Source organism: Nitrospirota bacterium, from assembly GCA_037386965.1.
Lineage (GTDB): Bacteria > Nitrospirota > Thermodesulfovibrionia > Thermodesulfovibrionales > JdFR-86 > JARRLN01.
Genome location: JARRLN010000085.1, coordinates 1 through 14,895, shown reverse-complemented (window position 1 = coordinate 14,895; position 14,895 = coordinate 1). Strand labels below are relative to the sequence as shown.

Here is a 14,895-nt window from a genome sequence, read left to right as displayed (position 1 = left end):
GGAGATCAACGAGGGCACTCCCTGCCACCTGGAGTCGGCGACTCCCGAGCAGATCCTCGAGGCCATCCAGCGGGCCGGCATCGTCGGTCTGGGGGGCGCTGCCTTCCCCACCCACGTCAAGCTGAAGGTGCCCGAAGGAAAACGGGTCGACACTCTCGTCGTCAACGGCGTGGAGTGCGAGCCCTACCTGACAACGGACCACCGGGTGATGCTGGAGCAGCAGGCGGACATTGTCATGGGCATCCGCTACCTGCTCAGGGCCACCGGTGCGGAGCGGGCCATCATCGGCATCGAGGCCAACAAGCTGGACGTCGCCGCGATTCCCTTGGAGGGGGCGCTGCTTCTCGGCTCTCCCGATGCCCCCCACAAGGCCGTCATATTCTCCGACCCCGATTGTCCCTACTGCCGGAAGCTCCACCAGGAGATGAAGAAGGTCGTACAGGAGCGCGAGGACATCGCCTTCTACATCAAGCTGCGTCCCCTTGACAGCCACCCGGAGTCGTATCAGAAGTCCAAGAGCATCGTCTGCGAGGGGTCCCTGCGCCTCCTGGAGCGCGCCTATGACGGCCGCTCCATTCCCGCCCCCGCCTGTAAGAGCACGGTGGTGGACGAGACCATCGCCCTGGCCGACAAATTGGGCATTACGGGAACCCCCACTATCGTCCTGCCCGACGGCGGCGTGGTATCGGGCTACAGGGACGCCCCCCAGCTGGAGGCGCTGATAGACGGCGCCGTCCTCGCCCTGAAACAGAAGGAGGAGGAGGCGAAGAGAGCCGAGGAGGAGGCAGAAAGGAAGGCGGCGGAGGAAGCAAGGAGGGCCCGGGAGAGGCCTGCCCAAACCCCGCAGCAGCCGGCGGCGACTTCGGAGATGAAGAGCCCTTCGGGTGCCGCCTCCGAAGGGGAGGTCTCCACGGCCCCCGGAGCGCCGCTGACCGAGGAGCGCGTCACCAGCGAGGAGATGAAGCCTCCCGAGGCCGGGGCGACCGCGCCCGCGGAGGCCGCGGAGAAGCCCAAGCCGGAGCGCAAGCGCCGGTGGCACTGGCCGTGGGAGTAGTTTCGGCCGCCATTTATTCCCTCTATCGCTTCGAAATCGATTTTGAGACGGGTTCCGGTTTCAGGGGCCCTTGCCTCTCGGCCCGACGCCCCGTCCGGCCGTCCCCGAAGCCGCCCGTTTCGGTTGTATGTCCCCACATCTCGCGCCGGTCTCTGTGATAAAATAGAGGACCATGGCCACGCCTTCCCGCTCACACCAGAAGCGGCCGGGATGGGACGAGTATTTCATCAACATCGCCAAAGCCGTCTCGCTCAGGGCCACCTGTCTCAGGCGCAAGTACGGGGCGGTCGTCACGAAGGACAACATCATCGTGAGCACCGGCTACAACGGGGCGCCCCGGGGCATGACGGACTGTCTGGAGGCGGGCGATTGCAGGCGCAAGGAGCTGATGGTCCCCCACGGGGAGCGCTACGAGCTCTGCCACAGCGTGCACGCCGAGGCCAACGCCATCGTCCGGGCCTCCATGGACGAGCTGGAAGGGGCCACCATCTACATCGCGGGCTCCGACGGCGATGCCGGGGAGTGCGACTCCGCCCCCTGCATGATGTGCAAGCGCCTGATACTGAACGCGCGCATCGGCCGGGTGGTCTACGCCGACGGAAACGGCGGCTTCTCGGCGCTCCGCCCCGAGCAGTGGCTCGAGGGCCGCGTATGAGCGAGTTCGTCTCCGCCTTCGGCTGGCGCGACCTGCTGGACATCGCCATCGTCTCGGTCATCCTGTACCGGCTTTTCGTCATGGTGCGCGGGACAAAGGCGGCCCAGATGATGCTGGGCATCCTGGTGCTTCTGGGTGCTTCCATCATCGCGAAAAACGTTCCCCTGTACACCCTGGACTGGCTTTTGCAGGGGTTCTGGGCCTATATCGTCATAGCCATCATCGTGCTGTTTCAGCCCGAAATCCGGCGGACCCTGGCCAAGATGGGAGAGACCCAGTTTCTGAAGGCGTTCACGCCGGCCGAGGAGCTCCGGGGCCTGGAGGAAATCGTCAAGGCCACCATCTCGCTGGCGGAACGGAAGATAGGGGCCCTCATCGTCTTGGAGCGGGAGACCGACCTCAAGGACTTCGTGGAGCTGGGCACCCCGCTGGACGCCCGGGTTTCCCGGGAGATACTGATGAGCGTCTTCCATCCGGCCTCCCCCATCCACGACGGGGCCGTGGTCATCCGGGGCAACCGCATCGTGGCCGCCGGGTGCTTTCTTCCCATCGCCTTCGCGCCGGCCATAAGCAGGTCCCTGGGCACCCGCCACAGGGCCGCCATGGGGCTTACGGAGGAGACCGACGCGGTGGTCATCATCGTCTCGGAGGAGACCGGGGGCATCTCGGTCTCCATCGGCGGCAGGCTCGAGACCCATCTGGACATGGGCACGCTGAGGGACATGCTCACGGACATGTTTACGCGGAAGAAGGTGCCCAAGTGAGGAAGAACCTGTGGCTCAAGGTGGCAAGCGTGCTGCTGGCCGTGGGGATGTGGATGTTCGTCATCTCGCGGGGGCAGGCCAACATGTCCGTCGAGGTGCCGGTCAAGTTCGAGAACCTTCCCCAGGGGCTGATGATCACGGAGGCCAGCGCCCGGGAGGTCCGCCTGGAGGTGCGTGGGCACGAACAAATATTGAGCGGGGTGCACACCGGCGACATCAAGGTCACGGTGGACCTCACGGGGGTGAAGGAGGGCGTGCACAAGCGTGCGATAGAGAAGCACAACGTCTCGCTCCCCTCGCCCTTGCGGGTCATGGCCATCTCCCCCCACTCCCTGGTGGTCAACATAGAGCCGGTCATAGAGAAGCACCTCCGGGTGCGGCCGGTGGTGACGGGCTCTCCCTGGAAGGGCTTTGCCGTGCAAGGGGTGGAGGTCGCTCCGAAGGAGATAAAGGTCGTGGGCACCCGGGCGGCCCTCAGGAGCCTCCGCGAGGTCCTGACCAAGCCGGTGGACGTCTCGGCGGCCTCCGAGACCGTGACGGAGGATGTTAAGATAGACCTGGCTGGACGGAACATCCGGCCCGCCCCGGAGAGCGTGCGGGTGAAGGTCCTGATTCGGGAGGAGCGCAAGTGAGCCTTTTCGGGACGGACGGCATTCGGGGAAAGGTCAACGCTCATCCCATGACGCCCGAGACCGTGCTCAAGGTGGGCCTGGCCGCGGCCAAGGTCCTCAGGAAGGAGCACGGCAGGAACATGGTCCTCATCGGCAAGGACACCCGTCTCTCGGGCTACCTCATCGAGAGCGCCCTGACCTCCGGCATCTGCTCCATGGGCATGAACGTCACCCTGGTGGGGCCCATGCCCACCCCCGGGGTGGCCTTCCTCACCCGGGCCCTCCGGGCGGACGCGGGCATTGTCATCTCGGCCTCCCATAACCCTTTTGAGGATAACGGCATCAAGATATTCTCCTTCGACGGCTTCAAGCTGCCCGACGCCGTGGAGAAGCGCATGGAGGAGCTGGTTTCCGGAGACGGGGTTTTCCGCAACCGACCCCACGGCGCGGGCCTGGGCAAGGCCTACCGCCTGGAGGACGCCACGGGCCGCTACATCGAGTACATCAAGTCCACCGCCCCCCGGGGCATGACCCTGGAGGGCCTGAAGGTGGTCGTGGACTGCGCCCACGGGGCGGCCTACAAGGTCACGCCCTGGGTGCTCAGGGAGCTGGGCGCCGACGTCCTGGCCATCAACGACAAGCCCGACGGCGTGAACATAAACGACCAGTGCGGCTCGCTTCACCTGGGTCCCCTCATCGAGGCCGTCAGGGCGCACGGCGCGCACCTGGGGGTGGCCCATGACGGGGATGCCGACCGGGCCCTCTTCGTCGACGAGCGCGGCGGCGTGGTGGACGGCGACAGGGTGATGGGCATCTGGGCCGTCGAAATGATGGAGAAGGGGCGTCTGAGGGGCGAAAGCGTGGTGGCCACCGTGATGAGCAACCTGGGACTCGAGAACTACCTGGCCGCCAGGGGAATCAAGCTCGTCCGCACCAAGGTGGGGGACCGCTACGTCACCGAGCGCATGCTCTCGGCGGGCCATAACCTGGGAGGGGAGCAGTCCGGACACGTGGTCTGCTTCGACTTCAACACCACGGGGGACGGGCCCATCACGGCGCTTCACATCCTCTGCCTCATGAAGCACAGGGGGCTTCCCCTCTCCGAGCTGGTCGGCGACATCGAGCTCTACCCCCAGGTGCTCATCAACGTGCCGGTCAGCAAAAGGGCTAAACTGGCCTCGGACCCGCGCGTCGGGGAGGCCGTGGCTCATGCCGAAAAGACCCTGGGTGAGGCCGGGCGGGTCCTGGTGCGGCCCTCGGGGACGGAGCCCAAGGTGCGGGTGATGCTCGAAGGAAGGGACCCGGCGCTTATCGAAAAACTGGGCGAAGGTATCGCGGCGGTCATCAGGGACGCGATGTCTTGAGCCTCCTCCTGGGGTTTCTGGCCGGTGCGGCGGGGTTTCAGGCCTTCCGGTACTTCCCCCATCTGGCTGGCGCCCTCCTGGCTGGGGTTCTCCTGGCCTTTTCCCTCCGGCGGAGATTCGCGCTCTGCCTTCTCCTTGTCCTGGGCGTCCTTTACGCCTGGGCCGCGGCCCCCGGCGAGCGGACCCTGCCCGAAGAATCCCTCTACCGCCCCGTCGAGGCGGCGGGGTTTTTCGTCTCTCCGCCGGTGCGCCTGGAAGGCGGGTACTCCCAGGAGTTCCGGGTGCTCGCCCCGGCGGGGCTGGGCACGCTGCCCGTCCTGTCGGCCCGGGAGTTCGAGATAGGGCGGGAGCACCTCCTCTCCCTTACGGTCCACGCCCGCAGGAGGCGTCTGAACCCGGGCTCATGGCCCCGGGAGCCCTACGGGGTGCTGGCTTCGGTGAGGGGGACCGGGAGGCTCAGGCGGTCCGTGCTCCTCTCCGTCAACCGGATGAGGGAAAGGCTCAACGGCTTTTTCAGGGAGAGCTTCGGGCCGGAGAAGGCCTCTTTGCTCATGGCCATAACCACGGGGGAGAGGCGGGGCATGGACCCGGCGCTCAGGGAGGCCTTCAACCGGGCCGGGCTCGCCCACGTCTTCAGCATATCGGGAACGCATTTCGCGTTTTTCGGACTTTTCCTCTTCGGCCTCTTCCGGGCGGTCTTGAGACGCCTGCCCCGGCGGGCCCTGGAGCTCTTGACCCGCAGGCTCACGCCCGGCGAGGGGGCGGCCCTCCTCACCCTGCCTTTCATGCTGGCTTACCTGGGCCTGTCCGGGGCGTCCATACCGGCGGTGCGGGCCTTCCTCATGATGAGCCTGTTTCTGGCCGGGATGCTTCTGGGCCGCCGCGGCGCCTGGCTCAATTTTCTCCTTCTGGCCGCCGTGGTCCTGGTCCTCTCCGACCCCACGGTGCTTCTGAGCCTGTCCTTTCAGCTTTCCTTCCTCGCCGTGCTGTTCATCGGTTTCGTCGTGAAGGAAAGGAGGGGAGAGGGCGCGCCCCGGGGCTTGCGGGAGCGGCTTTCCTCACCCCTCTGGATAACCCTTGCGGCCACCCTGGGGGTGGCCCCTCTGGTGGCCTATGCCTTTCATTACGTCTCCGTGGTATCGCCTCTTTCCAACCTGCTGGTCACCCCCCTGGTGGGGTTCATCCTCGTGCCGGCCTCGCTTCTGGCCTCTTTCCTCTACCTGCTCACCGGCCATGCCGTCCTCACCCCCGTCCTGGGGGCCCTGGCGGGCGTGAGCATCTCCCTGGCCCGATGGCTGAGCGCGGCGCCTCTTGCTTCGCTGCCCGTACCGTCCTTTCCCCCGGCGCTGCTTTTTCTTTTCTACGGGGGCTTCCTCCTGTTCTGGGCCCTCAGGCGGAAGGCCCTTCTCCTGGTGCCGGCCCTGGCCCTGCTCACCGCCCTCGTTTTCGTCCTTTCCCCCGCGGCCGCTTTGCGGGTGGCCTTCCTCGATGCGGGGGAGGCGGACGCCGCGGTGGTGGAGCTTCCCGACGGCAAGGTGCTGGTCGTGGACACGGGACGGAGCGGCTGGGAGGTGGCCAACTACCTGCGCACCAGAGGGAGGCGGCGGATAGACGCCCTGGTGCTTACCCATGGTCTGGGACAACGGACGGCTCCGCTATCCGCCCGGTTTCTTCGGGGCGAGCGGCGGCCCTGTCCACCGCAGGCTTGAGCGCGGCGACGTCCTGGAAGGCCGGGGCTGGAGCATCCACGTGCTTCATCCCTACCGGGGTTTCTACACCTGGGAGGACAGGGCGGACCGCGAGATGAACAACGATTCCCTGGTCTTTCTTCTGCGGGGGGAGGGAGCTTCTTTCCTCTTCACCGGAGACGTGGAGGAGGAGGCCTGTGAGGACCTCTCGGCCCTGGGGACGCGCCTGCGCGCCCAGGTCCTCAAGGTGCCCCACCACGGGCTGAACGCCGGGACGGACGGCGAGCTCTTCGCGCTGGCCCGGCCTTCCCTGGCCGTGGTGACGGCCGACAGGCGAGAGGGCTTCGAGGACATGGCACGGGGCGCGCGGGTCTTGTTCACCGGGGAGGACGGGGCCGTGAGGATGAGCGAGCAGGGCGGCGCCCTCAGGGTGAGCACCTATGCTTCTCATATCCTGGAGGAGCACCCCGGCTTGAGCGCGGAGGGGCGCAACCTCGCAAGGCTCTTTTTCCGGTGGTAGTTTTTCCCTATCGCAGGAGGGGCCGGATGGGATATAATCAACCCATGAGAAAGGGGCTTTTCCTTGTCGTCCTCCTCGCCCTTGCCCTGGCGGGCTGCCAGAGGCAGGCCCTGGCGCCCACGGCTCTTGAGAAGGGGCGCGAGAAGGAGGTCCTCAAGGTGCAGGACGCCGTGGAGGTCCTGGATGCCATGGAGCGAATCCCCGAGAAGAGCATTCCGCCCGCCCTGTTGGGTAACGCCCGCGGCGTGGCCGTCATCCCCGGCGTCATCAAGCTGGGCTATGTGCTGGGCGGCCGCCACGGGACCGGGGTCCTCCTGGTGCGCACCGCGAAGGGGTGGAGCTACCCCGTCTTCATCAGCCTGAGCGGCGGGAGCGTGGGCTTGCAGGTGGGGGCCCAGTCCGCCGATATCGTCCTGGTCTTCAAGAGCACAAAGAGCATAGACGGAATCCTGAGCGGGAAGTTCACCCTGGGGGCGGACGCCTCGGTGGCGGCCGGGCCGGTGGGGCGGCAGGCCGAGGCGAGCACGGACGCGCAGCTCAAGGCGGAGATTTACTCCTACGCCAGAAGCAGGGGGCTCTTTGCCGGTGTCTCTGTGGAGGGCTCGGTCTTGAGCGTTGACGGCGGCGCGGACGCCGACTTCTACCGCGCCCCGGGCGTGGGGGCCCGGGATATCTTCTCCGGGCGTGACGTGGGACGGGCGCACCCCGTGGCGGAGAAGCTCAGGGCGACGCTGAAGAAATACACAACGGAGTAAGCCTCACCCGAGGGTCGCCTCGAAGGCCCGGGTCAGCCGCTCCAGGTGGAGCTTTTCCTCCTCGGCCAGCGCGAAGAAGACCTCCCTGGCCTCCTCGTCCCTGGCCAGACGGTGCATGGTGAGATAGAGGTCATAGGAGTTGGCCTCCAGCGACATGGCCAGCTCCAGGGCCTCCCCCGGCGGCTTTCCCCGCGCCCAGGCGAGGCACTCGGCTACCGTAAGGCCCCCTTCCATCCGGTCCGTGCCGTCCCCGGGTATCTCGGAGTCCGGGAAACCCCGCGGGAGCTTCCTTTGCACAAGTTTCAGATACAGGCGGGCCAGGGCGTCCCCGTGCGTTTCCTCGGCGCGGGCCAGGCTGTGGAAAAGGGAGGCCGCCTCCTCCGCCCGGTGCATCTCGCCCAGGCCGCCGTAGAAGCGCCGGTTTCCGCGCTCCAGGACCGAGGCCAGGGCGATGAGCCGCCCGGTATCTTCTCCCTGGGCGAAGTAGGCCGTGCCGGCCTCCGGCGGCCCTTCGCTGACCAGCCCCTCCCAGGCCCTGATGCCGCCGCTTAGGCTGCAGACCTCCCGGAAGCCCTCTTCTTCCAGGATGTGCGCGGCCGCCTGGCTGCGGGACCCGGAGGCTCAGTACACGACGGTGGGCTTTCGGGGGTCGAGCTCGCCCAGGCGCCCCCTGAGCTCGCCCAGGGGGATGAGCACGGCGCCCGGGAGATGCCCCTTCTCGTATTCCCGGGGCTGCCGGACGTCCAGAAGGGCGTACTGGCCCGTCTTGCTCCGCTTCATAAGCCATTTGACCTCTCCCGCCGTGCAGGAGGGGACCCGGCGGAAAAAGTCATCGACGCCTGCCATGACAAGAGTATAGCGCCTCCCGGGAGCGCGGACAAGGGAGGCTCCCGGCGCCCCGGCGGGGCCGCTCGACTGCTGTGATATGCCTCCGATTACGTTCAAGACGGGAAGGGCCTGCACGCCTCCGGCCTGTTTCTTCAAGAAATTTCACGGCATGGAAAAGGTGGTTGACATCCTTCCATGAGGGGTATATATTGGAAACGCAAGCCTTATTGATTTATAAGCGAAATTAATGAAACCTTAAAGATAAATTCGGGGCGGGTCGTAGAAATTTCTTCTCAGGAAGGAGAGCAGCCGTATGGAAATCTCACGACGTAGCTTCCTGAAGTTCTCCGGCGGGGCGGTGGCCGCAAGCACCGCGGGCCTTGAGCTTCATGCGCCGCGTGAGGCCGAAGCCAAGGACCTCCCCATCCGGGACGCCGCGACCACCACGACAATCTGCCCGTATTGCGCGGTGGGGTGCGGCATCCTGGCGTACGTCAAGGACGGCAAGATCATCAACACCGAAGGGGACCCCGAGCATCCCATCAACAGGGGGACCCTCTGCTCCAAGGGGGCCTCACTCTACCAGTTGGCCAACAACCCCAAGCGGCTGACCAAGCCCCGGTATCGCGCCGCCGGTGCCAGGGAGTGGAAAGAGGTGGAGTGGGACTGGGCGCTGGACGAGATAGCCAAGCGGGTCAAGGACACCCGGGACAAGACCTTCATGGTCAGAAACGACAAGGGCCAAGTGGTCAACCGCACCGACGGCATCGCCCACGTCGGCAGCGCGGCCCTGGACAACGAGGAGTGCTACATCCTGCAGAAGTGGCTTCGCTCCATCGGGCTTGTCTACATCGAGCATCAGGCCCGAATATGACACTCCGCAACTGTAGCGGCTCTGGCAGAGTCGTTCGGTCGCGGCGCGATGACGAACCACTGGATTGACATCAGAAACGCCGACGTCATCCTCGTCATGGGGAGCAACGCGGCGGAGAACCATCCCATCAGCTTCACCTGGGTGACCGAGGCGAAACAGAAGGGGGCCAAGCTCATAAGCGTGGACCCGCGCTTCACCCGCACCTCGGCCAAGGCCGACGTGTACGCCCCCCTCAGGTCCGGCACCGACATCGCCTTCCTCAACGGCATGATGAACTACATGTTCCAGAACAAGCTCTACGACGAGTTCTACGTCAAGCACTACACCAACGCCCCCTTCCTCGTGGACCCCGCCTTCAGGCTCCCGGGCGAGTCGGGCGTCTTCTCCGGCTACGAGCCCGAGGCCAGGAAGTACGACAAGAGCACGTGGGCGTTTCAGAAGGACGAGCAGGGGGTCATCAAGAAGGACATGAGCATGGAGGACCCCCAGTGCGTTTTCCAGCTCCTCAAGAAGCACGTCTCCCGCTACAACCTGGACATCGTCAGCAGCGTTACCGGCACCCCCAAGGAGAAGCTCGTGGAGGTCTACAACCTCTACGCCTCCAGCGCGGTGCCCACCAAGAAGGCCACCATCCTGTACGCCATGGGCTGGACCCAGCACACCGTGGGGACCCAGATCATACGGGCCATGAGCATAATACAGCTCCTCCTGGGCAACATGGGCGTGGCCGGCGGCGGGGTGAACGCCCTGCGTGGGGAGAGCAACGTGCAGGGCTCCACGGACCACTGCCTCCTGTTCCACATCCTGCCGGGGTACCTGAAGACGCCGCGGGCCTCGGACACCACCCTGGAGGCGTACAACAAGAGGTACACGCCCACCACCGACGAGCCCCACAGCCTGGACTGGTGGAAGAACTATCCCAAGTACTCGGTCAGCCTGCTCAAGGCCCATTTCGGGGATGCCGCCACCGGGGACAACGAGTTCGGCTACCAGTGGCTCCCCAAGCTTGACGACGGGCAGAACGCCTCCTGGATAATGCTCTTCCACCAGATGTTCAAGGGGCAGTTCGACGGGTTCTTCGCCTGGGGGCAGAACCCCGCCTGCTCGGGGACCAACGCGAACAAGACCCGGGAGGCCCTGGCCAAGCTCAAGTGGATGGTCAACGTCAACCTCTTCGACAACGAGACCGGCTCATTCTGGCGCGGCCCCGACGTGAACCCCGACGACGTGCAGACCGAGGTCTTCCAGCTCCCGGCCGCCCTCTCCGTGGAGAAGGAGGGCAGCATCACCAACTCCGGCCGGTGGGCCCAGTGGCGGTACAAGGCCGTGGACCCGCCGGGAGAGGCGAAGCGCGACAGCTGGATAATGAACGAACTGTACTACCGGGTGAAGACCCTCTACGAGAAGCAGGGAGGCGCCTACCCGGACCCCGTGGTGAAGCTCGCCTGGCACTACGGCCAGAAGAACAACGAGGGCAAGGTCCTGGACATCGACGCGCACGCCATCGCCAGGGAGATTAACGGCTATTACACGGAAGGCCCGAACAAGGGCAAGCTGGTGGCCAATTTCACCAAGCTGGCCGACGACGGTTCCACCAGCTCGGGCAACTGGCTCTACAGCGGCTCCTACAACGAGGGCGGCAACATGATGGCCCGCCGCTCCCAGAGCGACCCCACCGGCATGGGGCTTTATCCCGAGTGGTCCTGGTGCTGGCCGGTGAACCGGCGCATCATCTACAACAGGTGCTCCGTGGACCTGGAGGGCAAACCCCGCGACCCCAAGAGGCCCGTCATCTACTGGAACGGCACCAAATGGGTGGGCGACGTGCCCGACGGCGGCGCTCCTCCCATGGGACAGGGTGGCTACAAGCCCTTCATCATGAAGCCCGCCGGCATGGGCCGCATATTCGGCCCGGGGCTTCACGACGGGCCCTTCCCCGAGCATTACGAGCCCCTGGAGTGCCCCGTCCAGGAGAACGCCATGAACAAGCAGCGCATCAACCCCGCGGCGAAGCTCTTCGTCGACGTGACCACCAAGGAGGTCGCCATAGCGGGCACGGGGCTCCCGCAGGACTACTTTGCCACCTGCGACGTCCGCTACCCCTATGTGGGGACCACCTACCGGGTGACCGAGCACTGGCAGACGGGGGTCGTGACCCGCCATGAGCCCTGGCAGCTGGAGATGCAGCCCCAGAACTTCGTCGAGATGAGCGTGGAGCTTGCCAAGGAGTTGGGCATCAAGAATGGCGAAGAGGTGCTTGTGGAATCGGCCCGGGGCTCCGTGCACGCCATCGCCATGGTGACCCACAGGTTCAGGCCTTACAACATCCAGGACTCCACGGTCCACGAGGTGGGGTTGCCCTGGTGCTTCGGGTGGGAGTATCCGCCGCCGGACCGCCAGGCGTTTGACAGCTCCAACCTGCTGACGCCGACCATAGGGGACGCCAACACGATGATACCGGAGACCAAGGCCTTCATGTGCAACGTCAAGAAACTGAAAGGGGGTGAGTGACGATGGCCGCAAACATGGAGCATTTGAGCGGCACGGATGTTTTCAAGAAGAGAAAGGGCCTTCTGATCACCCCTGAGCGGTGCATCGCCTGCCGGGCCTGCCAGACGGCCTGCAAGGAGTGGAACCAGCTTCCGGCGGAAGAGACCAGGAACCGGGGCAGCTACGAAAACCCGCCCGACCTGACCCCGTACCTCTACAACAAGATACGGTTCGTGGAGCTTTCGGAGGACTCCAAGCTCTCCTGGCTGTTCATCAGCCGCCGGTGCATGCACTGCGGGCTGGCCGGGTGCATACAGATATGTCCGGCCCCGGGGGCGCTTTTCCGCACCAAGGACGGGCTGGTCGTCTTCGACAAGGACAAGTGCATCGGCTGCAAGCTCTGCCAGGCGGGCTGCCCCTTCGACGTGCCCCGCTACGACGCGAACGACCGCATCTCCAAGTGCCACATGTGCGAGGACCGGGTGCCCTACGGGCTGGAGCCGGCCTGCTCGAAGGCCTGCCCCACCAACGCCATCCGCTTCGGCGACAGGGACGAGCTGGCCTCCGTCGCCAAGGGCGAAGGGTACAAGACCGTCTACGGCGAGGGCCGGGAGGACCTCCAGGGGCTGGGCGTGCTTTACGCCTTCAAGGAGGCCCCCGAGCACTACGGCTTCTCCTCGAGCCCCGACCTGCCGGCCAGCGTGGCCTTCTGGCGGACCGTCATGAAGCCCTTGAGCCTCATCGGCCTCGGCGCTTCGGTGGCCGCGGTGGCCGCCCACTACATAAGCGTGGGGCCCAAGGAGGTCCATCCTGCGGAGGGTGAGGAGGAGAAGAAGGAAGGAGGTGAGCGGTCATGACAAAGATGGTGGAGAAAGCCTCCGTCGGCGAACGCTACAACCACTGGATATTGGTCCTGAGCTTCTTCGTCCTGGCGCTCACCGGGTTCGGGTTCATTTTCAACGACCTGAACTGGCTGGATACGGTCTTCGCCGGAAACCACATAGCCTCCGGCATCCACAAGTGGGCGGGCGTGGTCTTCATCCTCTCGCTCCTGTTTTCCCTGGCGAGCTACCTCGGAGAGTCCCTCACCTGGGGCCCCGAGGACTCCCAGTGGATGCGCCTGAGGGGCGGGTATTTCTCCTCGGAGGCGGAGGTGCCCCCGCAGGGGAAGCTCAACGCCGGGCAGAAGCTTTTCTATCTCACGGTGCTGTTCTTCGGCGTCGTCATGGCCGCCTCGGGGTTCATCCTCTGGCTCATGGGCGGAGACCGGACGTGGATGCAAATCGGCCACTTCTTCCACAACCTGGCCTTCCTGGTCTTCGTCGTTGCCATTCCCGTTCACATCTACCTGGCCACGGCGGCCAACCCCGGGACGTTCCGCATCATGACCCGGGGGACGGTGCCCCTGTGGTGGGCGAAGAAGCGCCACGGCAAGTGGGTGAAGGAGGCCGGCCTGGACTGACCGGGCATGAACAGACAGTCGGAGGGCGGGGCCCCGAGCGGGGCCCCGCCGCATCCGGCGGGGGAGGAAGGACTGCACATGGGCGCATGGATAAGAGCAGGGCTGGCCCTTTGCCTCGCCCTGTCCCTTTTTTCGGCCCTGGGACCGACGGCCCGGGCCGCCGAGAAAAGGGTGGACATCCCCCTCGAGGGCTCGCCTACCATGGGGCCCCCGGACGCCCCGGTCACCATTGTCGAGTTTCTCGATTACCAGTGACCCCACTGCAGGGGGGTCGGTCCGGCCATCCACAAGCTCATCGCGAACTACAGGGACAAGGTGCGCTTCGTCATCAAGTTCTTCCCGTACAAGTACAGGCACTTCTCGTTCATAGCGGCCGAGGCGGCCCTGGCGGCGTGGAGGCAGGGGAAATTCTGGCAGATGCACTGGAAGCTCCTGGAGGAGCCACGCCTGGACCGAGACAGCCTCATCCGCTACGCCGGGGAGCTGGGGCTTGACGTGAAGAAATTCACCAGCGACCTGGACAGCATGGCCGACAAGGACATCATCGAGCGGGACCTGGCTCTGGCCCGGAAGCTCGACCTCTATAACACCCCGGCCTTCTTTTTCAACGGGCGGAAGGTCCTGGGCGACAGGCCCTACGACAACCTGGAGAAGATATTCCTGGAGGAGCTGCATGCGGCAGAGAACAAGGATAGGTAGCGCCCTGGCCGCCGTGGTTTTCCTGGCCGCCCTTCTGGCGGGCCCGGCCCGGGGCGAGGGACCCGAGCCCATCGGGAAACCCGCGGTGCCGGAGACCAACCCCATGAGCCCGGAGAAGGTGGAGCTGGGCAAACAGCTCTTCTTCGACCGGCGCCTCTCCGGCGACGGCACCATGAGCTGCGCCACCTGCCACGACCCGGACATGGCCTTCACCGACGGCCTGGACATCTCGCTGAACTACCCCACCACCCGGAACTGGCGCAACTCCCCCACCCTCATCGACGTGGCCTTCGCCCGCTATCTGTTCTACGACGGCCGGGCCCGCTCTCTGGAAGAGCAGGCCCTCTTTCCCATGATGTCCAGCTTCGAGATGAACCAGAACCTGGACTACCTGGAAGAGGAGCTCAAGGAGGTGCCCGAGTACGTGCAGGCCTTCCAGAAGGTCTTCGGCGGAATCATCACCCGCGAGCGGGTGGCCATGGCCCTGGCGGCCTTCGAGAGGACCCTTATCTCCAAGGGCGCCCCCCTGGACGCCTACCTCAGGGGTGATAAGGGGGCCCTTTCGGATGAGGCCAGAAAGGGGCTCGAGCTTTTCACCGGCAAGGCCGGATGCTCCCGCTGCCACTACGGCGTTATCCTCTCAGACGACAAGTTCCACGCCCTGGATGTGCCGGACAACCCGAAGCTCACCGACCCCATGGTGGCCGCTACCGTCCGCTTCGTGGCCAAGGTGTACAAGTATGAAGACTACGCGAACCTCACCGAGGACCCCGGCCGTTACCTGGTGACCAAGGACCCCAAGGACTGGAAGGCCTTCAAGACCCCCTCGCTGAGGGAGGTCTCCCGGACCGCCCCCTACATGCATAACGGCGTTTTCAAGACGCTGGACGAGGTCATCCAGGTCGCTCAACGGCTCGGCTTCCACGCCCTTTGCCTGAAAAGCATGCACCTGCCGCTGGACAGCTCCGATACGGCCATCCAGGCGGCCGCCCAGTTTTTCCTGCAAGCTGATCGTATCCGGAACTTGTCCCATTTCTAATGCCAATTGATACGACGGGGCTCAAAATTGATGTTCCGGATGATGTTAAAGGAAAAGACTATACAATTTTCGCAGGGGTTGATGGCATGATG

At 65.3% G+C, this 14,895-nt stretch carries 15 protein-coding genes and 1 pseudogene; 14 read left to right on the top strand and 2 right to left on the bottom strand.

Annotated features, from left to right (window positions below):
- From P8Y39_11165 to P8Y39_11130, 8 genes are all read left to right on the top strand, one after another.
- The coding region (locus P8Y39_11165; GenBank protein ID MEJ2192883.1) for a thioredoxin fold domain-containing protein at positions 1-1,054 on the top strand (1,054 nt) is incomplete at its 5' end.
- A gap of 172 nt (positions 1,055-1,226) precedes the next feature.
- The gene (locus P8Y39_11160; protein ID MEJ2192882.1) at positions 1,227-1,709 is read left to right on the top strand and encodes a deaminase; all 483 of its coding nucleotides are present in this window, start codon (positions 1,227-1,229) and stop codon (positions 1,707-1,709) included.
- Complete coding sequence (cdaA, locus tag P8Y39_11155; protein MEJ2192881.1) at positions 1,706-2,473, top strand: diadenylate cyclase CdaA; 768 nt, start codon at positions 1,706-1,708, stop codon at positions 2,471-2,473. The genes P8Y39_11160 and cdaA overlap by 4 nt, the downstream gene beginning before the upstream one ends.
- Positions 2,470-3,105: a CdaR family protein gene (locus tag P8Y39_11150; protein MEJ2192880.1), complete on the top strand. Its 636-nt coding sequence runs from the start codon at positions 2,470-2,472 to the stop codon at positions 3,103-3,105. The genes cdaA and P8Y39_11150 overlap by 4 nt, the downstream gene beginning before the upstream one ends.
- Positions 3,102-4,448, top strand: coding sequence for a phosphoglucosamine mutase (glmM, locus tag P8Y39_11145; protein MEJ2192879.1), 1,347 nt, complete (start codon positions 3,102-3,104; stop codon positions 4,446-4,448). Before P8Y39_11150 ends, glmM begins: the two co-directional genes overlap by 4 nt.
- Positions 4,445-6,157 carry a ComEC/Rec2 family competence protein gene (locus tag P8Y39_11140; GenBank protein MEJ2192878.1) on the top strand — a complete coding sequence of 571 codons (1,713 nt, stop codon included), beginning with the start codon at positions 4,445-4,447 and terminating at the stop codon, positions 6,155-6,157. Before glmM ends, P8Y39_11140 begins: the two co-directional genes overlap by 4 nt.
- Positions 6,078-6,656 (top strand): hypothetical protein, encoded by a 579-nt coding sequence (locus tag P8Y39_11135; protein ID MEJ2192877.1) that lies wholly within the window; start codon positions 6,078-6,080, stop codon positions 6,654-6,656. The genes P8Y39_11140 and P8Y39_11135 overlap by 80 nt, the downstream gene beginning before the upstream one ends.
- Before the next feature lie 26 nt (positions 6,657-6,682).
- Positions 6,683-7,411: a lipid-binding SYLF domain-containing protein gene (locus tag P8Y39_11130; protein ID MEJ2192876.1), complete on the top strand. Its 729-nt coding sequence runs from the start codon at positions 6,683-6,685 to the stop codon at positions 7,409-7,411.
- 3 nt (positions 7,412-7,414) lie between these two features.
- On the opposite strand, the gene P8Y39_11125 is transcribed toward P8Y39_11130, so the two are convergent.
- Complete coding sequence (locus P8Y39_11125) at positions 7,415-7,846, bottom strand: ferritin family protein (protein ID MEJ2192875.1); 432 nt, start codon at positions 7,844-7,846, stop codon at positions 7,415-7,417.
- Between the two features lie 186 nt (positions 7,847-8,032).
- On the bottom strand, positions 8,033-8,191 hold the full coding sequence (locus P8Y39_11120; GenBank protein ID MEJ2192874.1) for a rhodanese-like domain-containing protein: 159 nt from the start codon (positions 8,189-8,191) through the stop codon (positions 8,033-8,035).
- A 361-nt stretch (positions 8,192-8,552) separates the two neighbouring features.
- Between P8Y39_11120 and fdnG the strand changes: the two genes are divergently transcribed.
- From fdnG to P8Y39_11090, 6 genes and pseudogenes are all read left to right on the top strand, one after another.
- Complete coding sequence (fdnG, locus tag P8Y39_11115; protein ID MEJ2192873.1) at positions 8,553-11,624, top strand: formate dehydrogenase-N subunit alpha; 3,072 nt, start codon at positions 8,553-8,555, stop codon at positions 11,622-11,624.
- 2 nt (positions 11,625-11,626) lie between these two features.
- Entirely contained in the window at positions 11,627-12,460 is an 834-nt protein-coding gene (locus tag P8Y39_11110) for a 4Fe-4S dicluster domain-containing protein (protein MEJ2192872.1), read from the top strand.
- Positions 12,457-13,065, top strand: a complete 609-nt coding sequence (locus tag P8Y39_11105; GenBank protein ID MEJ2192871.1) for a formate dehydrogenase subunit gamma — start codon at positions 12,457-12,459, stop codon at positions 13,063-13,065. The genes P8Y39_11110 and P8Y39_11105 overlap by 4 nt, the downstream gene beginning before the upstream one ends.
- Positions 13,066-13,071: 6 nt before the next feature.
- Entirely contained in the window at positions 13,072-13,320 is a 249-nt protein-coding gene (locus P8Y39_11100) for a hypothetical protein (protein MEJ2192870.1), read from the top strand.
- Positions 13,321-13,335: 15 nt separating this feature from the next.
- A pseudogene (locus tag P8Y39_11095) lies at positions 13,336-13,764 on the top strand (DsbA family protein).
- The gene (locus P8Y39_11090; GenBank protein MEJ2192869.1) at positions 13,739-14,803 is read left to right on the top strand and encodes a cytochrome c peroxidase; all 1,065 of its coding nucleotides are present in this window, start codon (positions 13,739-13,741) and stop codon (positions 14,801-14,803) included. The pseudogene P8Y39_11095 and the gene P8Y39_11090 overlap by 26 nt, the downstream one beginning before the upstream one ends.
- Positions 14,804-14,895 lie beyond the last annotated feature (92 nt).